General features: G+C 71.5%; 20 protein-coding genes. 7 read left to right on the top strand and 13 right to left on the bottom strand.

Annotation, left to right across the window (positions count from 1 at the left end; all coding sequences use genetic code 11):
• Together ACZ4FH_RS16910 and mgrA are read right to left on the bottom strand one after the other, a co-directional pair.
• Nucleotides 1-1,155, bottom strand: a complete 1,155-nt coding sequence (locus tag ACZ4FH_RS16910; protein ID WP_467305415.1) for a winged helix DNA-binding domain-containing protein — start codon at nt 1,153-1,155, stop codon at nt 1-3.
• 380 nt (nt 1,156-1,535) lie between these two features.
• Entirely contained in the window at nt 1,536-2,576 is a 1,041-nt protein-coding gene (mgrA, locus tag ACZ4FH_RS16905) for an L-glyceraldehyde 3-phosphate reductase (protein WP_467305414.1), read from the bottom strand.
• A gap of 193 nt (nt 2,577-2,769) precedes the next feature.
• Here mgrA and ACZ4FH_RS16900 point away from each other — a divergent pair, with 193 nt between their 5' ends.
• The 4 genes from ACZ4FH_RS16900 to ACZ4FH_RS16885 all read left to right on the top strand — a co-directional run bounded on the left by ACZ4FH_RS16900 (nt 2,770) and on the right by ACZ4FH_RS16885 (nt 7,752).
• Nucleotides 2,770-3,531 (top strand): isoprenyl transferase, encoded by a 762-nt coding sequence (locus tag ACZ4FH_RS16900; RefSeq protein WP_467305413.1) that lies wholly within the window; start codon nt 2,770-2,772, stop codon nt 3,529-3,531.
• 293 nt (nt 3,532-3,824) lie between these two features.
• Nucleotides 3,825-5,147 carry a PhoH family protein gene (locus tag ACZ4FH_RS16895; protein WP_383650433.1) on the top strand — a complete coding sequence of 441 codons (1,323 nt, stop codon included), beginning with the start codon at nt 3,825-3,827 and terminating at the stop codon, nt 5,145-5,147.
• Between the two features lie 389 nt (nt 5,148-5,536).
• The gene (locus ACZ4FH_RS16890; protein ID WP_383650435.1) at nt 5,537-6,238 is read left to right on the top strand and encodes an aggregation-promoting factor C-terminal-like domain-containing protein; all 702 of its coding nucleotides are present in this window, start codon (nt 5,537-5,539) and stop codon (nt 6,236-6,238) included.
• Between the two features lie 131 nt (nt 6,239-6,369).
• A complete protein-coding gene (locus ACZ4FH_RS16885) occupies nt 6,370-7,752 on the top strand; it encodes an AI-2E family transporter (RefSeq protein WP_467305411.1) in 1,383 nt (460 codons plus the stop codon).
• 75 nt (nt 7,753-7,827) lie between these two features.
• On the opposite strand, the gene ACZ4FH_RS16880 is transcribed toward ACZ4FH_RS16885, so the two are convergent.
• Nucleotides 7,828-8,361, bottom strand: a complete 534-nt coding sequence (locus ACZ4FH_RS16880; RefSeq protein WP_385109898.1) for an alkyl hydroperoxide reductase — start codon at nt 8,359-8,361, stop codon at nt 7,828-7,830.
• Nucleotides 8,362-8,373: 12 nt separating this feature from the next.
• Nucleotides 8,374-8,928, bottom strand: a complete 555-nt coding sequence (locus tag ACZ4FH_RS16875) for a peroxiredoxin (RefSeq protein WP_164636257.1) — start codon at nt 8,926-8,928, stop codon at nt 8,374-8,376.
• 132 nt (nt 8,929-9,060) lie between these two features.
• On the opposite strand from ACZ4FH_RS16875, the gene ACZ4FH_RS16870 reads away from it, so the two are divergent.
• Nucleotides 9,061-10,026, top strand: coding sequence for a hydrogen peroxide-inducible genes activator (locus ACZ4FH_RS16870; RefSeq protein ID WP_467305408.1), 966 nt, complete (start codon nt 9,061-9,063; stop codon nt 10,024-10,026).
• A 30-nt stretch (nt 10,027-10,056) separates the two neighbouring features.
• Here the strand turns inward: ACZ4FH_RS16870 and ACZ4FH_RS16865 are convergent, their stop codons facing one another.
• The 5 genes from ACZ4FH_RS16865 to ACZ4FH_RS16845 form a co-directional block, all read right to left on the bottom strand.
• Nucleotides 10,057-12,447, bottom strand: a complete 2,391-nt coding sequence (locus ACZ4FH_RS16865) for an ABC transporter permease (RefSeq protein ID WP_467305407.1) — start codon at nt 12,445-12,447, stop codon at nt 10,057-10,059.
• Nucleotides 12,444-13,130, bottom strand: a complete 687-nt coding sequence (locus ACZ4FH_RS16860) for an ABC transporter ATP-binding protein (RefSeq protein WP_467305405.1) — start codon at nt 13,128-13,130, stop codon at nt 12,444-12,446. Before ACZ4FH_RS16860 ends, ACZ4FH_RS16865 begins: the two co-directional genes overlap by 4 nt.
• Nucleotides 13,127-13,651, bottom strand: coding sequence for a PadR family transcriptional regulator (locus ACZ4FH_RS16855; protein WP_467305403.1), 525 nt, complete (start codon nt 13,649-13,651; stop codon nt 13,127-13,129). Before ACZ4FH_RS16855 ends, ACZ4FH_RS16860 begins: the two co-directional genes overlap by 4 nt.
• 94 nt (nt 13,652-13,745) lie before the next feature.
• Complete coding sequence (locus ACZ4FH_RS16850; RefSeq protein ID WP_467305401.1) at nt 13,746-14,024, bottom strand: type II toxin-antitoxin system antitoxin; 279 nt, start codon at nt 14,022-14,024, stop codon at nt 13,746-13,748.
• A complete protein-coding gene (locus ACZ4FH_RS16845) occupies nt 14,021-14,992 on the bottom strand; it encodes an SPFH domain-containing protein (RefSeq protein WP_383650456.1) in 972 nt (323 codons plus the stop codon). The genes ACZ4FH_RS16850 and ACZ4FH_RS16845 overlap by 4 nt, the downstream gene beginning before the upstream one ends.
• Nucleotides 14,993-15,213: 221 nt before the next feature.
• On the opposite strand from ACZ4FH_RS16845, the gene ACZ4FH_RS16840 reads away from it, so the two are divergent.
• Nucleotides 15,214-17,511: a transglycosylase domain-containing protein gene (locus tag ACZ4FH_RS16840; protein ID WP_467305399.1), complete on the top strand. Its 2,298-nt coding sequence runs from the start codon at nt 15,214-15,216 to the stop codon at nt 17,509-17,511.
• 91 nt (nt 17,512-17,602) lie between these two features.
• Here ACZ4FH_RS16840 and ACZ4FH_RS16835 read toward each other — a convergent pair whose 3' ends face one another.
• The 4 genes from ACZ4FH_RS16835 to ACZ4FH_RS16820 all read right to left on the bottom strand — a co-directional run bounded on the left by ACZ4FH_RS16835 (nt 17,603) and on the right by ACZ4FH_RS16820 (nt 23,657).
• Nucleotides 17,603-19,069, bottom strand: a complete 1,467-nt coding sequence (locus tag ACZ4FH_RS16835) for a catalase (RefSeq protein WP_467305397.1) — start codon at nt 19,067-19,069, stop codon at nt 17,603-17,605.
• Nucleotides 19,070-19,190: 121 nt separating this feature from the next.
• On the bottom strand, nt 19,191-21,095 hold the full coding sequence (locus tag ACZ4FH_RS16830; RefSeq protein ID WP_467305396.1) for a SpoIIE family protein phosphatase: 1,905 nt from the start codon (nt 21,093-21,095) through the stop codon (nt 19,191-19,193).
• Between the two features lie 393 nt (nt 21,096-21,488).
• Nucleotides 21,489-22,208 carry a cytidylyl-2-hydroxypropylphosphonate hydrolase gene (fomD, locus tag ACZ4FH_RS16825; protein WP_467305394.1) on the bottom strand — a complete coding sequence of 240 codons (720 nt, stop codon included), beginning with the start codon at nt 22,206-22,208 and terminating at the stop codon, nt 21,489-21,491.
• Between the two features lie 45 nt (nt 22,209-22,253).
• Nucleotides 22,254-23,657: a class II fumarate hydratase gene (locus ACZ4FH_RS16820; RefSeq protein WP_467305393.1), complete on the bottom strand. Its 1,404-nt coding sequence runs from the start codon at nt 23,655-23,657 to the stop codon at nt 22,254-22,256.
• Between the two features lie 114 nt (nt 23,658-23,771).
• Between ACZ4FH_RS16820 and ACZ4FH_RS16815 the strand changes: the two genes are divergently transcribed.
• Nucleotides 23,772-25,298 (top strand): ricin-type beta-trefoil lectin domain protein, encoded by a 1,527-nt coding sequence (locus ACZ4FH_RS16815; RefSeq protein WP_467305391.1) that lies wholly within the window; start codon nt 23,772-23,774, stop codon nt 25,296-25,298.
• The last annotated feature ends 160 nt before the right edge of the window (nt 25,299-25,458 follow it).

Raw genomic sequence — 25,458 nt, 5'->3', positions numbered from 1 at the left:
TTACGCGTGCGGCCCCACCGTCACGGCCCCCAGGGTCAGCTCCGGCCGGGCCTCGCCCACCTCGCCCACCCGGGCCACCTGCTCGTCCAGCTCCCGGAGCTGTCCGTCCGTCAGCGGGGACAGCGGCTCCACCGTCACCGCGAGCCGCCGCCCCGAGCGGCGCTGGTGCCACACCCCGGCCACCACGCCGTCGACCAGCAGCACCGGGAAGTTCCCCGCCTGACCGCCCGCCAGCGCCCGTTCGTACGCGGCCCCCGGGTAGAGCCGGGCGCGCGGCTGCGAGGCGATGACGAACGCGTCGAAGTAGGGGAGCAGCCGCACCCCGCGCACCGGCTCCCCGGGGAAGACGGTGTCGCCCGCCGCCACCCACGCCGCCGTGCCGTCCTCGTAGCGGACCTCCTCGGCCTCCCCGGCCGCCGCCGCCCGGTCGAAGACCTCGGCGGCCCAGCGGTTCGGCGCGGCGAGCCAGCGGGCGAAGTCCTGCGGGGCGGCGGGCCCGTACGCGTACAGATAGCGGCGCACGAGCGCGGCCACGCCCGCCGGACCGTCCAGCGGGGTGACGTCGGGGCGGGTGTAGGTGACCTTGCGGCCGCGGTCCGCGCCGAAGCAGAGCAGCCCCCGGTGGGACGCCAGATGGGTCACCTGCCGCCAGCGCGGCCACATCGTCCCGAAGGCGGGCATCACCTCCTCGCCCGCCCACGCCCCCGCCCGCTCCACCACCGCGTCCGTCAGCTCGTCCACGGTCAGCTCCGCACCCGTCAGCGCGTCACCGATCGCGGCCAGCACGGTCTCCGTCTCCCGCGGACTCATCCGGACGCCCTCCGGCTGACCGCCGCGCCCCGCCGGAAGGGCGGACAGGGCGCCCGTCCACATCGGGAGATCGGCCGCCGCGACCAGATGCACGGTGCCCCGCGGCCCGAAGGTCTTCACCAGGGTGCGGTCCGTCCACAGCGCCGCCCGTACATCGGCCCGGGTCAGCCCGCGCCCGCGCAGCCCCACGGACAGTTCGGCCGCCGACAGGATCTGGGCCTGCGCGGCGGGCATCGCCGCGACGATCCCGTCCGGCCCGGCCGTCAGCCGGTCCGTCAGCCCCTGACGGGCCATCCGGCGGGCGTTCGCCCCGGTCCAGGACACGGTGGTGCGGCGTGACGTCATGACAGGGAACGTACCGGCCCGCCGGACCGGAACCCGCCCCGCCGCCGGCCGCGCGAACCGGAAGGGGACGGTCACCGACACGCGGAATGTGCACATCCTGTGTACGTCCTGGGAGCCGGCCGGGCGTCAATGCGGCGCCCGGGGACGTCCGTGCAGTTCGGAGGGGTGCGGAAGGCCGGATTCTGTGTCCGCAGCGCAGTTCCGCACATTCGGAGAGTAATTATTTCGCGCCGTGGCACGCAGCATCACTTACGAAGGGTTATGGTGGAAACCCCCCCTCGGGCCGGTCCGTAACCCCCCCCCACGGACCGGCCCGTTTTTTTGTGCCCGGACACGGCCCGGACACGGCCGGGACGCGGGCTCCGCGCCCCGGCGGCCGTTCAGCCCCGCCCGGCCCAGATGTTGGTGCCCTCGGTGTCCACGGCGAAGGCGTCGATCTCCGTCAGCTCACCGGCCGACAGCTCCGGCCCGGACAGCGCCGCGACGTTCTCCTCCAGCTGCGCCACGCTCGACGCCCCGATCAGGGCCGACGTCATACGCGGGTCGCGCAGCACCCAGTTGAGGGCCAGCTGGGCCAGCGACTGGCCGCGGCGGGCGGCGATGGCGTTCAGCCCGTTCAGCCGGCGCACCACCTCGTCCGAGAGCAGGTCCGGGTTCAGGGACTTGCCCTGGGTGGCCCGCGAGCCCTCCGGAATGCCCTTCAGGTACTTCCCGGTCAGCAGCCCCTGGGCGAGCGGCACGAAGGAGATGCAGCCCATGCCGGCCGTCTCCAGGGTGTCCAGCAGCCCGTCGTCCTCGGTCCAGCGGTTGATCATCGAGTAGGACGGCTGGTGGATCAGGGCCGGCACCCCCATCTCCTTCAGCAGCCGGGCCGCCTCGGCGGTCTGCGCGGAGGTGTACGAGGACACTCCCGCGTACAGCGCCTTGCCCCGGTGCACGGCGGAGGCCAGCGCCCCCATCGTCTCCTCCAGCGGAGTGTCCGGGTCGAAGCGGTGGGAGTAGAAGATGTCGACGTACTCCAGGCCCGTGCGCCGCAGCGAGGCGTCGAGCGAGGAGAGCAGGTACTTCCGGGAGCCCCACTCGCCGTAGGGGCCGGGGTGCATCTCGTAGCCCGCCTTGGTCGAGACGATCAGCTCGTCCCGGTAGGGCGCGAAGTCCTGGGCGAAGATCTTCCCGAAGTTCAGCTCGGCGGAGCCGGGCGGCGGCCCGTAGTTGTTGGCCAGGTCGAAGTGGGTCACACCGAGGTCGAAGGCGCGGCGCAGGATGGCGCGCTGCGAGTCCAGCGTGCGGTCGTCGCCGAAGTTGTGCCAGAGGCCGAGGGAGACCGCCGGGAGCTTGAGGCCGCTGCGGCCGGTGCGGCGGTACTCCATGGAGTCGTACCGGTCACCGGCGGCCGTGTAGGGGGAGGAGGAATCAGTCACGTTTCACTCCTTATCACGGACTTGTGACAGCCCGGGTTGGGCCGGTGCGGCGCCCGCGCAGTAATGTGGCGGCTTCGGGACTGCCACGGCACGGCGGGGCGACGGCCCCCTTCCGGTGCGGCGATCCGATCCCCAGGGGACAGCCCGGGGCACAGGGGCGGGCGGCCCCGCACGGAACCGAGAGGTGGACTCAGTGAACTTGCGCGACCTGGTGTACGGGCTCTACGCGCGCCGGGTGGAGGCCCGCCTCGATCACGCCCAGGTGCCCAAGCACATCGGAGTCATCCTCGACGGGAACCGTCGCTGGGCGAAGGCGTCCGGGGGCACGGCCGCGCAGGGGCACCAGGCCGGTGCGGACAAGATCAAGGAACTGCTCGGCTGGTGCAGCGAGACCGACGTCGAGGTCGTCACGCTCTGGATGCTCTCCACGGACAACTTCGACCGGCCCGAGTCGGAGCTGATCCCCCTCCTCGGCATCATCGAGAACACCGTGCGCGACCTGGTCGCCGACGGCCGCTGGCGCGTCCACCACGTCGGCACCCTGGATCTGCTGCCCGCGCACACCCAGACGGTCCTCAAGGAGGCCGAAGAGGCCACGGCGGGGGTCGACGGAATACTGGTGAACGTCGCCGTGGGCTACGGCGGCCGCCAGGAGATCGCGGACGCCGTGCGCTCCCTGCTCCTGGAGCACTCCGAGAAGGGCACCTCGTTCGAGGACCTGGCCGAGATCGTCTCCACCGACCTGATCTCCGAGCACCTCTACACCCGGGGCCAGCCCGACCCCGACCTGGTGATCCGCACCAGTGGCGAACAGCGCCTCTCCGGCTTCATGCTCTGGCAGAGCGCGCACTCCGAGTACTACTTCTGCGAGGTCTTCTGGCCGGCGTTCCGCCGGGTCGACTTCCTGCGGGCGCTGCGCGACTACGCCGCCCGTCACCGCCGCTACGGCGGCTGAACCTCTTCGTCCGGACGCGGCCGGATCGGCATGGCACGGCGCGTTCGAGGGCATACCCCAGACAGGTCGACGTCCGGTCGCCAACCAGGCGGACGTCGTGTCCAAGTGAGCGGCTCCCAGTCCGCTCGCCCGGGAGGCCCTTTGCACACGAAGGACCGTACATACAGTGCGGCTGACGCGGAGGGCCGGCGCTCGGCCCGCGCAAGGTGGCCGGAGCCCGGTCCGTCCTCTCCCTTTGGGATGCTCCGCGACGCCGTCGCACCCCAACCTCGTCCGAGGGGGTACGTCCTTCCGTGGTGACCAGCACAAAGCGCCGCATGCCCGACCGGCGCACCTACGTTCTCGACACCAGCGTCCTGCTGGCCGACCCCAACGCCCTGACCCGCTTCGACGAGCACGAGGTCGTGCTCCCGATCGTCGTGGTCACGGAGCTGGAGGCCAAACGGCACCACCCCGAACTCGGGTACTTCGCCCGCCAGGCCCTGCGCCTGCTGGACGACCTCCGGGTCCGGTACGGCCGGCTGGATGCCCCGATCCCCCTGGGGGACCTGGGCGGGACGCTCCGTGTCGAACTCAACCACTCCGATCCCGGCGTCCTTCCCGCCGGCTACCGGTTGGGGGACAACGACTCACGGATCCTCGCCGTCGCACGCAATCTCCAGGCCGAGGGGTACGACGTCACGGTCGTCTCCAAGGACCTGCCCCTGCGCATCAAGGCCTCGTCCGTCGGCCTCCTCGCCGAGGAGTACCGCGCCGAGCTGGCCGTCACCGAATCCGGCTGGACGGGCATGTCCGAGCTCACCCTCAGCGGGGAGCAGGTGGACCTGCTCTTCTCCGAGGAGACGCTGTACGTCCCCGAGGCGGCCGAACTGCCCGTCCACACCGGGCTGGTCCTCCAGTCCGAGCGGGGCAAGGCGCTCGGCCGGGTGACGGCGGAGGGCAACGTGCGGCTCGTCCGCGGCGACCGGGAGGCCTTCGGCATCCACGGCCGCAGCGCCGAGCAGCGCATCGCCCTGGACCTCCTGCTGGACCCGGAGGTCGGCATCCTCTCGCTCGGCGGCCGGGCCGGCACCGGCAAGTCCGCGCTGGCGCTCTGCGCCGGCCTGGAGGCGGTGCTGGAGCGCGGCCAGCACAAGAAGGTGATGGTCTTCCGGCCGCTGTACGCGGTGGGCGGGCAGGAGCTCGGCTATCTCCCCGGCAGCGAGGCCGAGAAGATGAGCCCCTGGGCCCAGGCCGTGTTCGACACGCTCTCGGCGGTCTCGGGCCGCGAGGTCATCGAGGAGGTGCTGGGGCGCGGCATGCTGGAGGTCCTGCCGCTCACCCACATCCGGGGCCGGTCGCTGCACGACGCGTTCGTGATCGTGGACGAGGCCCAGTCCCTCGAACGGAACGTCCTGCTGACCGTGTTGTCCCGGATCGGGGCGAATTCCCGGGTGGTGCTCACGCATGACGTGGCCCAGCGGGACAACCTCCGGGTCGGCCGCTACGACGGTGTGGTCGCCGTCGTCGAGAAGCTGAAGGGGCATCCGCTCTTCGCCCATGTGACGCTCACGCGTTCGGAACGCTCCCGTATCGCCGCACTGGTGACCGAAATGCTGGAGGACGTCCAGATCTGATACGCCTTGCACGCGTTGAGCCGCCCGGCGGGCCGAAGAGCCTAGCCGGGCGGCGTCGTGTTGCGGCACCTTTTCCTCGATTCACGTGCTCCAAACGAGGTGTGAGCTTTCACACGCAGGAGAGAATTGCTTCGCGGCGGGGCGTTCCGGCAGAGTCTTGCTTCCGTCAGGCCCCGCATACGGCACACCGGCACCTCCACAGGCGCCACGCACCACACAACTCAACAATCGCCGTCCGTATGCCGCCCGCGAGCACCACGCGGCGCTCCCTCCGGGGAGTCGCCCACCGGGCCCGTGCCTCCCGTGACCCAAGCAGTAGGGAGGCCAGTGCCAGGGGCACGATTGCGCCCGCGAGGTCACCTAAGCGGGCGATGCTGGAAGGACACCGTGTGAGCCGGATTTCGGTCCGGGGGTTCGCCGTGGCATCCGCCACCGCGGTCACCACCGTAGGCGCCGTCGTCGGCGTTGCGTCGGGCAGCACTCCCGCTGCGGACGACAACAACTTCGAGGCGACCGCAGCCGACACCACGCTGCTCGCAGACATCCCCGCGGGCCAGCAGGCCCAGGTGCAGACCGCTTCCCTGACGCAGCAGGCCGACGCCCAGGCGTCCGCGGCCGACGCGGCGGCGAAGAAGTCCGCCGAGGAATCCGCCCGTGTGCAGGCCGCCAAGGACGCCAAGTCCAAGAAGGCGGCGGCCGAGGAGAAGCTGGAGAAGGACCGGAAGGCCAAGGAGGACGCCGAGCGCGCCAGCCGGTCGTCCGTCCGCAGCGCCTCCTCGTTCGCCTCCCAGGGCTCGTACACCGTGGCCGAAGTCCAGGCGATGGCCCGCCAGATGATCCCCGGCGACCAGTTCCAGTGCTTCAGCAACATCGTGAACCACGAGTCGAGCTGGAACTACCGGGCGAGCAACCCGTCCTCCGGTGCCTACGGTCTCGTCCAGGCGCTGCCGGGCTCCAAGATGGCGTCCGCCGGTGCCGACTGGCAGACCAACCCGGCCACCCAGATCAAGTGGGGCCTCAACTACATGGACAGCCGCTACGGCAGCCCGTGCGGTGCCTGGTCCTTCTGGCAGGCCAACCACTGGTACTAGGAACCCGCGAGGTTCCGGTCTCAACCTCACGAAGCCCCTCACCGTCCTACGGTGAGGGGCTTCGCGCGTGTACGGTCGGGGAGCCGTTCCCGGGGAGCGGTGGGGAGAGCGGACGGGGGTAGAGGAACCGAATGTCGAAACTGCCGGGGTGGCTCGGACAACTGGGTGCGGAACTGACCAGACTGGGGGAGCGCCTGGAGGAACGGCGCGCCGAGGACGAGGACATGACCCCGTCCGGCGGACTGTCCGAACCCGCCCCGCCGCCCGCGAAGGCCGCCGCCGTGCCGCCGCCGCCCGCGTACGCCCCCGCCGTCACGGCCCGCCCCGATCCGGTCGCCGCCATTCCCTGGGGGATGCGGGTCGCGGCCGAGGCGGGCTGGCGGCTGCTCGTCCTCGCCGGCACGCTCTGGGTACTGATGCGGGTCATCAGCGCGGTGCAGCTGGTGGTGCTGGCCTTCGTCGCCGCGCTGCTCGTCACCGCGATGCTCCAGCCGACCGTCGCCCGGCTCAGGCGCTACGGTCTGCCGCGCGGACTGGCCACCGCGGTCACCGCGGTCCTGGGCTTCGTCATCATGGGCCTGGTCGGCTGGTTCGTGGTCTGGCAGGTCATGGACAACATCGACACCCTCTCCGACAAGGTGCGGACCGGGATCGACGACCTGAAGAACTGGCTGCTGGACAGCCCGTTCCATGTGACCGACAAACAGATCAACGACATCGCGAAGAACCTCAGCGACACGGTCGGCACCAACACCGAGGCGATCACCTCCGCCGGGCTCCAGGGCGTCACCGTCATGGTGGAGATCCTCACCGGGATGCTGCTGGCGATGTTCTCCACGCTCTTCCTGCTCTACGACGGCAAGCGCATCTGGCACTGGGTGCTCAAACTGGTGCCCGCCCAGGCCCGGCCGGGCGTCGCCGGGGCCGGACCGCGCGCCTGGCGGACCCTCACCGCCTATGTGCGCGGCACCGTCATAGTCGCGCTGATCGACGCGATCTTCATCGGGCTCGGGATCTACTTCCTCAATGTGCCGATGGCCGTGCCGCTGGCCGTGTTCATCTTCCTGTTCGCCTTCATCCCGCTCGTCGGGGCGGTGGTCTCCGGGGCGCTCGCGGTGGTCGTCGCGCTGGTCACCGAGGGCGTCTTCACGGCCCTGATGGTGCTCGTGGTGGTCCTGGCGGTGCAGCAGATCGAGGGCCACATCCTCCAGCCGTTCATCCTGGGACGGGCGGTGCGGGTGCATCCGCTGGCCGTGGTGCTCTCCGTCGCCGCCGGCGGCATGATCGCCGGCATCGGCGGCGCGGTCGTCGCCGTCCCGCTGGTCGCCGTCACCAACACCGTGGTCGGCTATCTGCGGGCGTACGGACAGGAGGAGGCGCTGCGCAACTCGCCGCCGCCGCACGGCGCCACGGCCCTGGACACGGCTCCCACCCCGGCGCCCGGCTCGCCGCCCGAGGACATCGACGACGGCAGCGACGAGGAGCCTGCGGCGGAGCCGCCGAAGGCGCGCTGAGCCGCCCCGCGCGGACGACGGAGAGGGGCCCCGGACGGTCGGTCGTCCGGGGCCCCTCTCCTGTACGGGGTACCGCTATTCGGCGAGCACGCCCTCGGCGTCGAGGGTCACGCCGACCGCCTGGATCACCGCGGCGATCTTGACGGCCTCCTGGACCGTCTCGCGGTCCACGCCGGCCTTGCGGAGCACCTGCTCGTGCGAGTCCAGGCACTGGCCGCAGCCGTTGATCGCGGAGACGGCGAGCGACCACAGCTCGAAGTCGACCTTCTCCACGCCCGGCTTGCCGATCACGTTCATCCGCAGACCGGCCCGGAGGTTGCCGTACTCCGGGTCCGACAGCAGGTGCCGGGTCCGGTAGAACACGTTGTTCATCGCCATGATGGCGGCGGCCGACTTCGCGGCGGTGTACGCCTCCGCGGAGAGGTTGGCCTTCGCCTCCGGCTCCAGCTCGCGGAGCACCTTCGGCGAGCGCGAGGCGATCGCGCAGGCCAGGACGGTGCCCCAGAGCTGCTGCTGCGGCAGTTCGCTGTTGCCGATGACCGAGCCCAGGTTGAGCTTCAGGTCCTTGGCGAAGTCCGGTATGGCGGACTTGAGTGCGTCGAGAGCCATGGTCGGATCAGCTCACTCGCCCGAGAGGAGCGCGACCGGGTCGAGGGTGTTCTCGCCCTTGGTCCAGTTGCACGGGCACAGCTCGTCGGTCTGCAGGGCGTCGAGGACCCGCAGGACCTCCTTGGGGTTACGGCCCACGGAACCGGCGGTCACCATCGTGAACTGGATCTCGTTGTTCGGGTCGACGATGAAGACGGCGCGCTGCGCGAAGCCGTCCTCGCCCTCGATGCCGAGGTCGCGCATCAGCTCGTGCTTGGAGTCGGCCATCATCGGGAACGGCAGGTCGGTCAGGTCCGGGTGGTCCTTGCGCCAGGCGTGGTGCACGAACTCGGAGTCACCGGAGAAGCCGAGGATCTGCGCGTCACGGTCGGCGAACTCGTCGTTCAGCTTGCCGAACGCGGCGATCTCGGTGGGGCACACGAAGGTGAAGTCCTTCGGCCACGCGAAGACGACCTTCCACTGACCCTCGTAGGTCTTGTGGTTGATCTGCTCGAACTCCTTGCCGCTCTCCAGCGAGACACAAGCGGTCAGGTCGAACTCGGGGAACTTGTCACCGACAGTGAGCACGCGCTCTCCTTGCAGCGTAGGAAGACCCTTTTTGGGGGACTTCCTGAGGGTTGGACGGTCTCCACCTTGGCACAGAGTGCATTGATCGCGGAAATAGCTACACTCGGTCGTGATGATCGGAGGTGCCTATCAGTGGCCCAGTCCATACCGGGCAACCGGCCCAAACAACCCAGCCTCTCGCAGCTGCGCGCCTTCGCGGCCGTGGCGGAACATCTGCACTTCCGGGACGCGGCGGCATCGATCGGGATGAGTCAGCCCGCGCTCTCCGGCGCCGTCTCCGCCCTGGAGGAGGCACTGGGTGTCCAGCTCATCGAGCGTACGACGCGCAAGGTGCTGCTCTCGCCGGCCGGCGAACGGCTCGCGGTGCGGGCACGGGCGGTGCTGGCCTGCGTCGGTGAGCTGATGGAGGAGGCCGAGGCGGTCCGCGCGCCCTTCACCGGGGTGCTCCGGCTCGGCGTCATCCCCACCGTCGCCCCGTATCTGCTGCCCACCGTGCTGCGCCTGGTCCACGAGCGCTACCCGGACCTCGACCTCCAGGTGCACGAGGAGCAGACCGCCTCGCTGCTGGAGGGGCTGGCCGCCGGGCGGCTCGATCTGCTGCTGCTCGCCGTCCCGCTCGGCGCGCCCGGCGTCACCGAACTCCCGCTCTTCGACGAGGACTTCGTCCTGGTCATGGAGCGCGACCACTGGCTCGGCGGCCGGCAGGACATACCGCGCGAGGCCCTGCGGGAACTGCCGCTGCTCCTGCTCGACGAGGGGCACTGCCTGCGCGACCAGGCGCTCGACATCTGCCGCGAGGCCGGACGCACCGAGGGCGCCCCGGTCACCACGACCGCCGCCGGGCTCTCCACCCTGGTGCAGCTGGTCGCCGGCGGGCTCGGGGTGACCCTGCTGCCGCGCACCGCGGTGACCGTGGAGACCGGCCGCAACGAGGCCCTGGCCACCGCCTACTTCGCGGACCCGGCGCCCGCGCGGCGGGTGGCCCTGGGAATGCGGACCGGGACCGCCCGCCACGAGGAGTTCGAGGAGTTCGCCGCGGCACTCCGCGAGGCGATGACGGCACTGCCGGTCCGCGTGGCGACGGCCGGCCGGAGCTGAACCGGGCTCCGGCCGGCCGTCGCGCCGGGACTACTCGCTGCGCAGCCCGTCGGGCCGCATCAGACGCCACAGCACCGGCAGCGACAACAGCGTGACCAGCAGGATGAGCGCCCCGCCCACCCCCGCCATCGGCAGGAACAGGAACCATTCGGACACCTGCTTGTCCACCATCCAGCACAGCGTCGCGCCCAGCGCCAGACCGCCGGCCACGGCCACCACCAGCCCGATGACCACCGGGATCGCGGTCTGCCACAGCACCGACCAGGCGAGCGTGGACCGGCGGGTGCCGAAGGCGACCAGCACCGACAGCAGCCGCTTGCGCTCGCGCAACTGCTCCAGCTGGGAGACCAGCATGGACGCGGCGATCAGCAGCATCGTCGCGGTCGCGCCGACCTGGAGGCCGGTCTGGATGCTGGCGTACTGCCGGTCGCGCTCCACCGAGTTGAGCGTGACCAGCCGCATCCCCGGGTCGAGCCGGGCGGCCGTGTTGCGGACGTACTCCGCGGCCTCCGGGACGCTCTCGTCGACGCGGACCTGGACGATGGTCCGGGCCCCCGGCAGGGTCCGTGCGTCGATCGCGCCGGGCGTCACCAGGATGCCCGAGCGCTCCTCGCCGTACGGATCGGTCCGGGCGGGGACGGTGCGGGCGTCGGCCGGCAGCGTCCAGTGCAGCGGCTTCGCCGCCCCGTAACTGTCGAATTCGAGGACCTTGCCCTTGCGGGCGGTCTGGTCGACCCAGCCGGCCTGTTCCTTGTCCTTGGGGTGCGAGACGAACGTGTCGCCGTCCCGGCAGGAGGTGATCCGGGCCAGTTCGAGCAGCGTCGCGCAGTCGCCGACGGTGAACGAGGTGGTGGGCTGGATCTCGTCGTCGCTGTACTTCCCGGGCTTGGTGGCGTACGCCTCGACCGTGCCGATCACCTTGGTGACGCCCTCGGTGGCCCGGAACTCCTTGATGGAGCGCAGGGCGGCGTCGCCGCGGACGATCTCGGAGGCGGCGTAGAACTGGGCGCGGGACGGGTCCTGCCCGGTGACCTTGTTGAAGTCGTCGTTCATCGCCGCGAACAGCATCTGGAGCGCCACCGCCCCGGCCACCGCGACCGTGACGCCGCTGACCGCGCGGGAGGCCGCACCGCTGTTCAGCTGGAGCCGGCGGGTGGCCAGCTGCCAGGGCACCGGACCGCCGCGCAGCCGTCCGGCGAGGGCGTCGACCAGCCACGGCAGCAGCAGGGCCAGCCCGACCAGGACCAGCACCGCGCCCCCGGCGACCGGGTACGGATTGACCGGCCCGTACTCCTCGACCTTGCCGGCCAGGGCGAACACCGCGAGCCCGGCGACCGGCACGCCCAGCCGCCACCAGAGGTGGCGTTTGCGGCTGCGGCCGTTGCGGACGACGCCGAGCGGTTCGATGACCACCGAGCGCATCGCCGTCAGGGTGACGAGCACGGCGGTGAGCGGGACCGCGACCGCGATCAGCAGCGCGAGCCGGGTGTCGGGGGAGAGGTCGGACGGGAAGACGCTGGCGTCCCAGACCTCGACGCGGTCGACGTACTCACGGCCCACCGCGAACAGCAGCACCCCGATCAGCAGACCGAGCGCCGAGCCGAACAGCGCCTCGCCCGCGGCGATCCGGCGCGTCGAGCGGATGTCCGTCCCGACCAGGCGCAGCGCGGCGAGCCGGCGGTCGCGGCGGTCGCCGCCGAAGCGTACGGCGGTGGCGATGAAGATGGCCACGGGGGCCAGCAGCACCACGCAGACCATGATGCTCAGCACGATGAGGATCGGCGGCATCGGGTCGGAGGGGCCGGGGTTGCCGTAGCCGGAGATCCGGTGGCCGCCCGCCGCCCCGGTCAGGGTGTCGCTGCCGGCGTAGAACCACAGCTCGCCCGGTGAGCGCAGGCCCGCCTGGGAGATCGTGCCGGTCACCTCGTACGGCAGCCGTTCCCTGAGCAGCTTGTTGCCCGGGTCGTCCAGGAGCGTGCGGAGGGCGGGGGAGACCACCATCGTGCCGGGGGCGGGGAAGGCGCGGACGCCCGGCGGGACGACCGGACGGGCGCCGTCGGCGCGCATCAGGAAGCCGGTGATCGAGCGGTCGTGGTACTCGGTGCTGGCCTCGATCCGCAGCACGGAGGTGTCCGACTTCTTCGCCTGGGCGTCCGGGGACTCCGAGATCCTCGTCTCGGAGCGGGCCTGGTCGCGGGCGGAGCGCTCGTCCAGCATGTGCGGTACGGAGGCGGCGGTGAGCAGCAGGGCCACGCCCAGGCCCACGCCGAGTCCGGTGAGCAGGGTGCGTATCCAGCCCTCGCGTCCGCCGCCGGCGGCGAAGCGGATGCCGAGCCAGAGGTCGCGCAGCACCACGGGGACACGGGTGGGGGGCTCCGGGGCCGTGGGGGTGGTGGTCCGGGACCGGTCGAGCAGGGTCATCCGGTGTGCTCCAGATCGAGGGCGCGGCCGTCGCGGACGGTGATGTCACGGTCCGAGTAGGCGGCGACACGGGCCTCGTGGGTCACCAGGACCACGGCCACGTTGGCGGAGCGGGCGGCGTCGGTGAGCAGCTGCATGACGCGTTCGCCGTTGAGGGAGTCCAGGGCGCCGGTCGGCTCGTCCGCGAAGATCACCTTCGGGGAGGCGGCGAGCGCGCGGGCCACGGCGACCCGCTGGCCCTGGCCGCCGGAGACCTCGCCGGGGCGCTTGTCGCCGATGGTGTCGACCTCCAGGCGCTCCATCCACTCCAGGGCGGTGCGCTCGGCGGTCCTGCGGCGGGTGCCGTTCAGCCGCAGCGGCAGGGCGACGTTCTCCACGCAGGTCAGCTCGGGGACGAGCTGGCCGAACTGGAAGACGAAGCCGAAGTCGCTGCGGCGCAGGGCGCTGCGCTCGGCGTCGGAGAGCGCGGACAGCTCACGGCCGGCGTAGGTGATGGTGCCGGAGTCCGGGGTGATGATCCCGGCCAGGCAGTGCAGCAGGGTGGACTTGCCGGAGCCGGAGGGGCCCATCACGGCGACGACCTCACCGGGGTGGACGGAGAACGAGGCCCCGTCGAGCGCGGGGGTCGAGCCGTAGGTCTTGCGCAGATCGCGGGCGCTGAGCAGGGAGCCGTCGGGAATCACGGGGCCACCACCTTCTGGAGCTGGCCCAGCCGGGCCGCGGTCAGTTCCAGCCAGCGCAGATCGGCTTCCAGATGGAACAGCGCGTGGTCGCAGATCAGCTGGTCGGCCAGATCGCCCTTGCGCTTGCGGTCGGTGAGGATGCGCATCAGACGCAGGTGCTCGGAGCGCTGGGCGTCGAGCACGTCGGCCGCGTTCCGGCCGGTGAGCATGGCCAGGACGACCTTGGTGTACAGGGTCGACTGGAGGTACGGTTCCGGCTTCTCGGGCTGGGCGAGCCAGGTGGCGACATCGGTGATCCCGGCGTCGGTGATGGCGTAGCGCTTGCGTTCCGGGCCGCCGTCGGTCTCCACGCCGTCGACCTCGACGAGGCCGTTCTTCAGGAGCCGGGACATCGTCGAGTAGACCTGCCCGTAGTGCAGGGGGCGGTCGTGCCCGAACTTCTCGTCGAAGGTCCGCTTGAGGTCGTAACCGTGGCGGGGCCCGGACTCAAGGAGCCCGAGCAGGGTGTGGCCGATAGACATGGGGAGGACTGTACACCGTGTGTATACCTGCCATGTATACCGAGGGGCGGAGGCCGGACGGCCCCGGCGGGAGCCGTCCGGCCTCCGCGTCGGCTCAGTCCCGGCCGGGGGCCTCCCGGTCCGGGGGCTCCGGCTCCGGACGCTTCGGCGGACGGCCCCGGCGCGCGATCGGTGCCGCGCCGCCGGGGAGCCGGCCGGCCTCGGCGAGCGCCCGCCGCAGCAGGAACTCGATCTGCGCGTTGGCGCTGCGCAGTTCGTCCGAGGCCCAGCGGGCCAGCGCGTCGTGCACCGCCGGGTCCAGCCGCAGCAGCATCTGCTTGCGCCGCTGCGGCCCGGACGGCGGCGCGGGGCGCCGCGGGGGCTGGTCGGTCACTGGTAGAGCGTGCCCGTGTTGAGGACCGGCTGCGCCGCCCGGTCGCCGCACAGCACCACCATGAGGTTGCTCACCATGGCCGCCTTGCGCTCGGAGTCCAGCTCGACGATGTCCTGCTCGGCGATGCGGGTGAGCGCCATCTCGACCATGCCGACCGCGCCCTCGACGATCTGCTGACGGGCCGCCACGACCGCCCCGGCCTGCTGGCGCTGGAGCATCGCGGAGGCGATCTCGGGGGCGTACGCGAGGTGGCTGAAGCGGGACTCGATGATCCGGACCCCGGCGGCCTGCACCCGGGCGGTCAGCTCGGCGGCCAGCTTCTCGGTGATCTCCTCGGCGTTGCCCCGGAGCGAGAGGCCGCCCTCCTCGTGGGCGTCGTACGGGTACTCCAGGGCGATGTGCCGGACGGCGGACTCGGTCTGGGTGGCGACGAACTCCAGGAAGTCGTCGACCTCGAAGAGCGCCTGGGCGGTGTCCTCGACCTTCCAGACCACGATCGCGGCCAGCTCGATCGGGTTGCCGTACGCGTCGTTCACCTTGAGGACCGCGGTCTCGTGGTTGCGGACCCGGGTGGAGATCTTCCGGCTGGAGGTCAGCGGGTTGACCCAGCGCAGACCGTCGGCGCGGATCGTGCCCACGTACCGGCCGAAGAGCTGGATCACCCGGGCCTCGCCCGGTGCGACCATCTTCACGCCGCCCATGCAGAAGAACGAGGCGAGGGCGAGCAGGATGCCGAGCACGCACACCGGGATGCCCACGGCGTTGCTCCCGTTCGACCCGATGACCCCGCCGATGATCGCGAGGAAGACGCCGACGACCACGCCGATCACGGTCAGCAGCAGACCGAGGCCGCCGGGGATGCTGTGCGCCGGAACCTCGCGGACCTGCGGTTCCGGCATCTCGGGCGCATCCGGGGCGAGGTCGGCGGGAGAGGTGTCGGGCGTGTCGGGGTTGAGCGGACCGGTCATGGAATCCCCCGTTTCAGGTGGCTAGCCGTTCGCTAGCAATGTGATTACACATTAACGGTTCTCGCAACCCTGCGCACCTCTCATGAGTCGGTTCCCTTGAGGACGGGTGCTGATTGTCACGTCCGGAAAATGCGGGATCGCTCGCATTTTCACCGTCCCGACGGTGTTAGCTGGCAGGTCCGAGCTGATCCGGTGAGCAGAGAAGCGGGAGCAACACAGCGATGGGTCGAGCGGATGCGCGACGAGCCCAGCGGCGCGGAGCGCGGCGGGCCGGGAGGAGCGGCGGCATACGCGGACTCTTCACCTGGAAGAAGATGCTGGGGACGGCGTTCGCCCTCTGCCTCATGGCCATGGGCGCCTTCGCCGTGCTCTACATGCTCGTGGACGTGCCCGAGGGCAACGCCCAGGCCAAGCTGCAGAGCAATATCTACAAGTACTCCGACGGCACCCTGCTGGCCAGGACGGGCGAGGTCAACCGCGAGATCGTCGACCTCGCGCAGGTGCCCAAGGAGGTCCAGATGACCTTCGTCGCCGCCGAGAACAAGTCCTTCTACCAGGACAAGGGCGTCGACTTCAAAGGCACCGCGCGCGGCCTGCTGAACACCCTCTCCGGCAAGGGCAAGCAGGGCGGCTCGACCATCACCCAGCAGTACGTCAAGAACTACTACCTGGACCAGGACCAGACGGTCACCCGCAAGCTCAAGGAACTGGTGATCTCGCTCAAGGTCGACCAGAAGAAGGGCAAGAAGGAGATCCTGGCCGGCTACATCAACACCAGCTACTACGGCCGGGGCGCCTACGGCATCCAGGCCGCGGCGCAGGCGTACTACAACAAGGACGCCAAGGACCTGAACGTCGCCGAGGGCGCCTACCTCGCCGCCCTGCTCCAGGCCCCCAGCCAGTACGACTGGGCCGTCGCCGGACCGCGCGGCAAGGCACTCGTCCAGGAGCGCTGGAACTACGTGCTGGACAACATGGTGGAGGAGGACTGGCTGGACGCGAGCATGCGCCGCGGCCTCAAGTTCCCCATCCCGAAGAACCCCAGGCCCAGCAACGGCATCTCCGGCCAGAAGGGCTACATCGTCGAGGCCGCCCGTGACGCCGTGCTCAAGGAGACCGGCCTCACCCGCGACCAGTTCGACCTGGGCGGCTGGACCATCACGGTCAACATCGACAAGAAGAAGCAGGCGCAGCTGGAGAAGTCGGTCGAGACCCAGCTGAACGACAGCCTCGACACCAAGAAGCGCAAGCTCGACCAGGACATCCAGGCCGGCGCGGTCTCCGTGGACCGCAAGAGCGGTGCGGTGGTCGCCCTGTACGGCGGGCGCGGCCAGAACGAGCACTGGGTGTCGAACGCCGAGCGCAAGGACTACCAGCCCGCCTCCACGTTCAAGCCCGTCATCCTGGCCGCCGCGCTCGACCAGGAGTCGGAGACCCAGGACGAGGAGCCGATCACCGCGAGCACCCGCTACGACGGCACCAGCAAACGGCCCGTCGAGGGCAGCGACATCGCCTTCGCCCCGGAGAACGAGGACGACCAGGACTACGGCCCGGTCACCGTCCAGACCGCGATGAACAAGTCCATCAACTCCGTCTTCGCGCAGATGGGCGTCGACGTCGGCATGGACAAGGTGCTGGAGACCGCGGGCAAGCTCGGCATGGACGTGGAGAAGCTGGAGGCGGTGCCCGCGCAGACGCTGGGCTCCATGGGCGCCAGCCCGCTGGCCATGGCCGGGGTCTACGCCACGCTCGACAACCACGGCAAGAAGGTCACCCCGCAGATCGTGAAGTCGGCCGTGCACCAGGGCGACGACCCGGTGAAGATGCCCGCCGCCATCGGCGACCAGGTGATCAGTCGGCAGGCCGCGGACTCCGTGACCTCCGTGCTCACCGGTGTGGTCGACGACGGTACGGCCCAGCGCGCGGTGCGCGGTGCCGAGGGCCTGTCCGACCAGGACATCGCCGGCAAGACGGGAACCTCGGACGACAACAAGTCCGCCTGGTTCACCGGCTACACCCCGGACCTGGTGACCTCGGTCGGCCTCTTCGGCGAGGCCGCCTTCGCGCGGACCGACGACGACGGCAAGAAGATCCAGAAGGGCGCCCAGGTGACCCTGAAGGGCGCGGGCGGCGGCGGCCGCGTCAACGGCGGCGGCTTCCCGGCCCGGATCTGGGCGGACTACACCGCCAAGGCGATGGGCGGGTCCACCGAGTTCGACCTCGACACCGACATGGGCGCCGCGGTCTCCCCGGAACCGGACACCAGCTCGCCGTCCGCGTCCACCTCGCCCTCGGACGACGCCTCCCCGTCCGACAGCCCCTCACACACCCCGCCGGCCAGCACCCCGCCCACACAGAGCCAGTCGCCCGCCTCCACCCCGCCGGCCAGTCCCACCGGTGACGCGACGAGCGAGCCGCCCACCCAGCCGTCGACCGAACCGGGGCCCTCGGACTCCCCCGAACCCCCGCTGAAACCGGGCGACGACCGCCCGCAGAACGGCGACGCGGCGACCGGCTGACCGGCCGGACCGCACCGGAAACCCCGACGGGCGGGGTACGAGGCCACTCCTCGTACCCCGCCCGTCCGGCTGTCCGCGCCGCTCCGGCCGGTCAGCCGCCGACCTTCTTCGCGACCCGGTCGCCGAGGTCCCGGTCCACATGGCGCCAGTACTGGAACGCCCGCTCCAGGACCGGCCGGCTCACCCCGTCCAGCAGATGGCCGGAAATATTCGCCACCAGCCGCTCGCGCGCCGCGTCGTCGAGGACCTCGCGCACCAACGTGCCCGCCTGGCCCCAGTCGTCGTCGTCCCGGCGCAGCGTGTAGGCCTCGTGCACCATCTCGCCCGCCGAGGCCCAGCCCGCCGGCTCGCCGAACCGCGCGGTGTCGGCCTCCGGACCGCCGTACGAGTTCGGCGCGTAGACCGCGCCCGTACGCGACGGCTCGTACCGCATCGGGCCGTCCTTGGCGTACGAGTTCCGCCCGGAGCGCGGCCGGTTCGGCGGCAGCTGGGCGTAGTTCGGGCCGATCCGGTAGCGGTGGGTGTCCGGGTACGAGAAGAGCCGGCCGAGGAGCATCTTGTCGGGCGACGGGCCGATGCCGGGCACCAGGTTCGACGGCTCGAAGGACGCCTGCTCGATGTGGACGAAGAAGTCCTCGGGGTTCTCGTTCAGCGTCATCCGGCCGACCTCGATCAGCGGGTAGTCGCCGTGCGGCCACACCTTCGTCAGATCGAAGGGGTTGAACCGGTAGTCCGGGGCGTCGTCGAACGGCATGACCTGGACGGAGAGCGTCCAGCTCGGGTGGTCGCCGCGCTTGATCGACTCGAACAGGTCCCGGCGGTGCACGTCCCCGTCGGTCCCGGCCATCGCGTCGGCCTCGTCCTGGGTGTAGAACTCGATGCCCTGGTCCGTCTTGAAGTGGTACTTCACCCAGAACCGCTCGCCGCCCGCGTTCACCCAGAGATAGGTGTGCGAGCTGAAGCCGTCCATGTGGCGGTACGTCTTCGGGATGCCCCGGTCGCCCATCAGCCAGGTCACCTGGTGGGCGCTCTCCGGGGACAGTGTCCAGAAGTCCCACTGCATGTCGTGGTCGCGCACCCCGTTGTCCGGGCGGCGCTTCTGCGAACGGATGAAGTCCTGGAACTTCATCGGGTCACGGACGAAGAAGACCGGCGTGTTGTTGCCGACCATGTCGTAGTTGCCGTGCTCGGTGTAGAACTTCAGCGCGAAGCCGCGCGGGTCGCGCCAGGTGTCGGGGGAGCCCTGCTCCCCGGCGACCGTCGAGAAGCGGGCCAGCATGGCCGTCCGCCTGCCCGGCTGGAAGAGGTCGGCCTTGGTGAACTGGCTGACGTCGTTGGTCACCTCGAAGACGCCGTACGCGCCGGATCCCTTGGCGTGCACGACCCGTTCGGGGACCCGCTCCCGGTTGAACTGGGCCATCTTCTCGATCAGGTAGTGGTCCTGGAGCAGGATCGGCCCGTCGGGGCCGACGGTGAGCGAGTGTTCGTCGCTCTCCACCGGAATCCCTGCGTTGTTCGTGGTGTAGGCGGTGTTCTTGGTCCTGGGTTCCTCGGTCACCGGGCGCCTCCCGTCGGTGGGGTTTCGGTCAGGCCGCGTGGCACACGACTGAAGTCAACTCCGGGACGGGAGGGTCGGCAACATTTCGGTCACTCAGGGTGACGGCGATCGGGGGCGGTGGTCACTGCCCCCGGGCGGGCATCTCGAACCAGACGACCTTGCCGGTCGACAGCCGGGTCGCCCCCCACCGCCGGGCCAGCCGGTTGACCAGGAACAGCCCCCGGCCGCCCTCGTCCATGTCCCGGGCGCGCCGCTGCCGGGGCAGCTGCGGGGCGTCGTCGCCGACCTCGCAGCGCAGCATGTCGGTCCGCAGCAGCCGCAGCGTCACCGGCCGCTCCGCGTACCGCACGGCATTGGTCACCACCTCGCTGACCAGCAGCTCCACCGAGTCCGCCAGCTCGTCCAGACCCCAGCGGCTCAGCGCCCGGCGGGCCAGCCGGCGGGCCCGGCCCGGGGCCGAGTCCTCCGGGTCCAGATGCCAGTACGCCACGTCGCTGGGCGCGATCCCGTCGAACCGGGCGGCCAGCAGCGCGATGTCGTCGTCCCGGTCGCCCGGCCCGAGCATGTCCAGCACGTCGTCGCAGAGGGCCTCCAGCGGCGGCGAGTGGTCCGGACCGGTGAGCCGGGCCGTGGCGGCCAGCCGCTCGCGCAGCTGCTCGATCCCGGTCCACACGTCCCGCAGCCGGGACTCCACCAGGCCGTCGGTGTAGAGCAGCAGCGTGGCGCCCGCGGGCGCGTCCAGCTCCACGGCCTCGAAGTCCACCCCGCCGACCCCGATCGGGGCCCCGGGCGGCACCTTCAGCACCTCGGCCCGGCCCCCGAGGTGCAGCAGCACGGGCGGCGGATGGCCGGCGTTGGCGATGGTGATCCGGTGCGCGACGGGGTCGTACACCGCGTACAGGCAGGTCGCCATGCGGTCGCTGCCCAGCCGCTGCGCCTGTTCGTCCAGATGGTGCAGGACCTCCTGCGGCGGCAGGTCGAGACCGGCCAGGGTCTGGGCGGTGGTGCGCAGCTGGCCCATGATCGCGGCGGAGGTCATGGAGTGGCCCATCACATCGCCGACGACGAGGGCGACCCGGCTGCCGGGCAGCGGGATCGCGTCGTACCAGTCGCCGCCGACCCGGGCCGTCTCGGCGGCCGGGAGGTAGCGCGAGGCGAGCCGCACACCGGTCGGCTGCGGGAGCGAGTCGGGCAGCATGGTGCGCTGGAGCTCGTCCGCGATGTAGGCCTCGCGGCCGTAGAGCACGGCCTTGTCGATGCCGAGCGCGGTGTGTGTGGCCAGCTGGGCGGCGACCAGCAGATCGTTGGCCTCGAAGGGCGGGCGCTCGGTGCCGCGCAGGAAGACGGCCGCGCCGATCACCCGGCGCCGGCCGCGCAGCGGCGCGAGGATGGCCCGGTGCCCGGAGGGCACGACCCGGTCGGCGCCCAGCAGCTCGGGCAGCGCGACCCGGGCCGCGGCGGAGTCGCCGAAGACCGGCCGCACTCCGCGCAGCACCTCGGCCAGCGCGCCGCCGGCCAGCACCTCGCACAGCTCCGCGGCGGGGATCAGATCGCCCTGCGGATCGACGGCGGGCGGCCGCAGCCGCTCGGTCTCCGACAGGCTCTCGGTGTCCTCGTCGCTCAGCCGCAGCCGGTCGGAGCGGCGCAGCCGCAGGACGAACGGGCTGACGGGCCGCTCGTCGCCGACGGGGAGCGGATCGCGCAGATAGACGAGTATGGCGTCGGAGAACGTCGGCACGCTGGCGCGGCACAGGCCCAGGACGATCTCGTCCAGGTCTATGCCGCGGGCGATCCGCCGGGTCGCGGCCCCCACGAAGCGCAGCCGGTCGCCCTCGCGACGGGCCGCCGCCTGCGGGTCGGGGGCCGGTCCGGACGGGGCCGGATTCGGTCCCTTGGCCGGGGCCGGGATCGCCGCGGTGGCAGGGGCGGGCGCGGCCGCGGCGTCGCGCTGTCGCGGCCGGGTGCGTTCCTGCGGCCGGGCAGCGAGCGGCTGCCGGCCTTCGTGGGAGGTGGGCTGCTCCGTCACGCGTGGGATTCCGTCCGTCCGGGCCGGTTGGATGAGGCAGTGGGTTCGGCCTCGTGAGGCGCTACTGTGCCCCGGCGGGAGCGGCCGTCACAACGGCCGGATTCCCGTGTCCCGGGACGCGGGGCCGAAACCGTTCGCCGGCCGGGAGGGCCGATGACAACGTTTCCGGTGCCGGGGCGTCGGACAGCGAGCACGTCTCCACCCCCTCGTCGTGGCTCCTGCGGTGTCGGGCAACTCGTGCGACTCATACGGCTGATGCGGTTCATGAAGCGTGCGATGTCTGCGACGACTCGGTGACTTGCGGTCAGGCCGCGTCCCGCGCCCGTGGGTTGGGGCGGAGCGTGGCTCCCGAGGACGATCCTACGTTTGCCCCCGCGGGGTGCATCAAGGGTCTCATGTCGGCATGGCGGAAGGGGTGCGGTCCCAGTCATCGGGGAGCCGGTCCCAGTCGGCCGGCAGCTCCGGCACCCGCCAGGCCGGATCGGGCCGCCAGTCCTCCCAGCCGTCGCGGAACGGCGCCCCCCAGTCGGTGATCACCCCGACCGCGGCCCGTCCCGCCGCCCGCACCCGCCGGGCCTGGTCAGGGGTCATCAGCCCGGCCCGCTGGGCCTGGGCGAACTCGTCCTCGTCGCGCCAGAGCCAGCTGCGGTCCGGGTAGACCGAGATGTCGAGGAAGTGGTCCTCGGAGTCGATCCCGCCCCGCCAGCGGGTCCGGGGCTCCTCCAGGTTCACGTACCAGCTGCGGAACTGCCAGGAGCGCTCCCAGAACAGCCAGACCGACCAGGGCTCGCCGGGCCGGGCCAGCTTGAGCACCCCGTTGCCCAGCCAGGGGGTGCGGGCGGTGGTGCGCGGGGCGGTGTACCGGGTGGCGAGCGGTTCGGCGTGCACGTCGGTGCCGTCCGCCAGCACCGGCTTCACGCATTCGGTGCCGGGCGCCACCCAGACGGCGAGCAGCTCGTCGGTGTCCTGGACGACGGTGACCGGTCGGCAGATGTGCACCGGATTGGGCACCGGGTCCAGGTCCGGGCCGTGCCGCCGAGGCCCGTTGCCGCGGTAGCGCCACAGGATCTGATCACCCGGGGCCCAGTGCTGCGTCTCGCCGGTACCTGTCATGGAGAGATCCTAATGAGGCCGCCGCCCGGGTCGCAGCGACGCATGTCACGGACGGGTCATACGCAGCACGTCGAGCGCCTCGTCGAGCTGTTCCACGGTGAGGTCGCCGCGTTCGACGTAGCCCGCGTCCAGCACCACCTCGCGGATCGTGCGGCGTTCGGCCAGCGAGCGCTTGGCGACCTTGGCGGCCTCCTCGTAGCCGATGTACTTGTTCAGCGGGGTGACGACGGACGGGGAGGACTCGGCGTACTCCCGGGCCCGCTCGGCATGGGCGGTGATCCCGTCGACCGTGCGGTCCGCGAGCAGCCGGGAGGCGTTGGCCAGCAGCCGGACGGACTCCAGCAGGTTCTTGGCCATGACCGGGAGCATCACGTTCAGCTCGAAGTTGCCGGCGGCCCCGGCGGCGGCCACCGTGGCGTCGTTCCCCGTCACCTGCGCGGCGACCATCAGCACGGCCTCGGGGATGACCGGATTCACCTTGCCCGGCATGATCGAGGAGCCCGGCTGGAGGTCGGGGAGGCTGATCTCGGCGAGGCCGGTGCGCGGGCCCGAGGCCATCCAGCGCAGATCGTTGGAGATCTTGGTCAGCGAGCCCGCGATCGTGCGGAGCTGTCCGGAGGTCTCGACCAGGCCGTCCCGGGCGCCCTGCGCCTCGAAGTGGTCCCGGGCCTCGGTGAGCGGCAGCCCCGTGGCCCGCGCGACCTCGGCGATCACGGCGGCGGAGAAGCCGGGCGGGGTGTTGATGCCGGTGCCCACGGCGGTGCCGCCCAGCGGGAGCTCGGCGAGGCGGGGCAGCGAGGCGCGCAGCCGCTCGACGCCGTAGCGGATCTGGGCCGCGTAACCGCCGAACTCCTGGCCCAGGGTGACGGGGGTGGCGTCCATCAGATGGGTGCGCCCGGACTTCACGACGGTGGCGAACTCCGCGGCCTTGCGTTCCAGGGCGGCCGCCAGATGCTCCAGGGCCGGGACCAGGTCGCCGGTCACGGCCGCGGTGGCGGCGATGTGGATGGAGGACGGGAAGACGTCGTTGGAGGACTGCGAGGCGTTGACGTGGTCGTTGGGGTGGACCTCGCGGCCGAGGCGTTCGGTGGCGAGGGTGGCCAGCACCTCATTGGTGTTCATGTTCGAGGAGGTACCGGAGCCGGTCTGGAAGACGTCGACGGGGAAATGCGCGTCCCAGCGGCCCTCGGCGACCTCGGCCGCCGCCTCCTGGATCGCCCGCGCGATGTCCGGGTCGAGGACCTTCAGCTCGGCGTTGACCTTGGCCGCGGCTGCCTTGACGCGGGCCAGGGCCTCGATGTGGGCCCGCTCCAGGCGCTGTCCGGAGACCGGGAAGTTCTCCACGGCCCGCTGCGTCTGGGCCCGCCACTTGGCGTCCGCGGGCACCCTGACCTCGCCCATCGAGTCGTGCTCGATCCGGTAGCCCTCGCCCGTTCCCTGATCCGTCATCGTTCAATCTCCTTGAAGTCGCCCAAAAAGATGAGCACTTGTCTTGTTCCATGTATTCCCAAGTCGCCTACCGACCAGTAAATACCGGGGGTAACCACAACCCGGGGAGGCGCAATGAGGCGCACCAGGCACAGACTCCGCTGTACCGTCGCGGCCGCCGCGGCCATGGCGGCCGCACTCGGCGGCATGACCGTCGCCGCCGGACCGGCGGGAGCGGCACAGCCCGCGTCCAGCACTACCGCATCCACCGCACTGCCGCCCGAACTGGAGGCCATCCGCGCCGCCGAGGCCACCCGGCTGTACGGCGACCCGGCCGAGCGGCCGCTCGCCCAGCGCAAGACCGGGCTCATCTCGCTCGGCGACAGCGAGATCTCCGGCGAGGGCGTCGGCACGTACGAGGCGGGCACCAACGGCCCCGACAACTGGTGCCACCGCTCACCCGACTCCGCCATCCACCGCACCGGCATCGCCGCCGACGTCACGTACAACGTCTCCTGCTCCGGCGCGTACACCGGCAACATCGTCATCGGCGGCTCCAAGCAGTACGCCGACGAACTGGTGCAGAGCGACAACCTCGCCATCAAGGCGCGCAACACCCGCATCAAGATGATCGTGCTGGTCGCGGGCGCCAACGACGACCTCCAGTTCGGACCGGTCATGACCGACTGCGTCACCCGCTGGGTGCTGTCCCAGGGCACCTGCGAGCCCAAGTACGACGGCGGCTGGCAGGCCCGTGTCGACGGGCTCGTCCCCAAGGTCGAGAAGACCGTCCGCGACCTGCGCACCGTGATGACCGGCGCCGGATACGCGGACGGCGACTACAAGCTCGTCGTCATGGGCTACCCGAGCCCCATCGGCCCGGACTTCTACGACAACCCGAACTACCCCGGCAAGCTTCCCGGCGGCTGCGCCGGATACGACTCCGACGCCGCCTGGGGCCGCAATGTCGCCGTCCCCGCCTTCGAACGCGGCATGCGCAGGGCGGCCGCCGACACCGGTGCGGTCTACCTGGACAACTCCCGGCTCTTCCACGGCCACGAGGTGTGCAGCGAGTCGACCTGGGCCCGCGGCCTCTACATCGACCTCTCGCACTTCCCGCCGGACTCCAACTCCGTCCGGCAGTCCTTCCACCCCAACGCCGCCGGCCACGGCGCCTTCGCCTCCTGCCTGACCCAGATCTACAACGCCGGGGTCCGCGAGGCGAGCTGCGCCGACCCGGCGAGCACCGGACAGCCGGTGCTCCAGCAGCTGGCCTGGGACGACGCCTTCAAGCCGGTGCGCGGTGAGGCGACCGGCAGCTGTCTGGACGCCCCCGCCTCGGTCACCCGCAACAACACCGGGGTCACCGGCTGGGAGTGCCACGGCGGACGCAACCAGGGCTGGTGGTACGACTCCGGCACCCGGACGCTGCGCACGGAGCTGAGTCACGACCGCTGCCTGGACGTCCCGGGCGCCGACTACAAGGCGGGCGCCGCGCTGATCCTCTACAACTGCTCGGGCGCGGCCAACCAGCAGTTCGTCCGGCAGTCCGGCACCCTGCGCCCGGCCGCCGCGACCGGGCTGTGCGCGACCCTGGCGGGCGCCCACGACCCGCTCCGCCTCCAGCCCTGCGACGGAGGTGCCCAGCAGCGCTTCGCGTGACCGCACCGCTCGTACGACCGTGGGGGGGGGGGGGGGGGGGCCCCCCCCCCCCCCCCCCCCCCCCCCCGCCCCCACGCCCCCCGGGCCCCCCCCCCCCCCCCCCCGGGGGGCGGCCCCCCCCCCCCCCCCCCCCCCCCCCGCCCCGGCCCCCGCGGGCGGG

Source organism: Streptomyces sp. NPDC024555, assembly GCF_055559335.1.
The sequence above is the reverse complement of the archived record's forward strand: the minus strand, read 5'-3'. Positions and strand labels throughout refer to the sequence as shown.

What these genes read in the sequence shown, in the direction of transcription:
- ACZ4FH_RS16880 (WP_385109898.1), bottom strand. Translation starts at nt 8,361, where the DNA reads ATGGCTCTCGACGCACTCAAGTCCGCCATACCGGACTTCGCCAAGGAC.
- ACZ4FH_RS16815 (WP_467305391.1), top strand. Translation starts at nt 23,772, where the DNA reads ATGAGGCGCACCAGGCACAGACTCCGCTGTACCGTCGCGGCCGCCGCG.
- ACZ4FH_RS16885 (WP_467305411.1), top strand. Translation starts at nt 6,370, where the DNA reads ATGTCGAAACTGCCGGGGTGGCTCGGACAACTGGGTGCGGAACTGACC.
- fomD (WP_467305394.1), bottom strand. Translation starts at nt 22,208, where the DNA reads ATGACAGGTACCGGCGAGACGCAGCACTGGGCCCCGGGTGATCAGATC.
- ACZ4FH_RS16910 (WP_467305415.1), bottom strand. Translation starts at nt 1,155, where the DNA reads ATGACGTCACGCCGCACCACCGTGTCCTGGACCGGGGCGAACGCCCGC.
- ACZ4FH_RS16845 (WP_383650456.1), bottom strand. Translation starts at nt 14,992, where the DNA reads ATGACCGGTCCGCTCAACCCCGACACGCCCGACACCTCTCCCGCCGAC.
- ACZ4FH_RS16840 (WP_467305399.1), top strand. Translation starts at nt 15,214, where the DNA reads ATGGGTCGAGCGGATGCGCGACGAGCCCAGCGGCGCGGAGCGCGGCGG.
- ACZ4FH_RS16865 (WP_467305407.1), bottom strand. Translation starts at nt 12,447, where the DNA reads ATGACCCTGCTCGACCGGTCCCGGACCACCACCCCCACGGCCCCGGAG.
- ACZ4FH_RS16855 (WP_467305403.1), bottom strand. Translation starts at nt 13,651, where the DNA reads ATGTCTATCGGCCACACCCTGCTCGGGCTCCTTGAGTCCGGGCCCCGC.
- ACZ4FH_RS16820 (WP_467305393.1), bottom strand. Translation starts at nt 23,657, where the DNA reads ATGACGGATCAGGGAACGGGCGAGGGCTACCGGATCGAGCACGACTCG.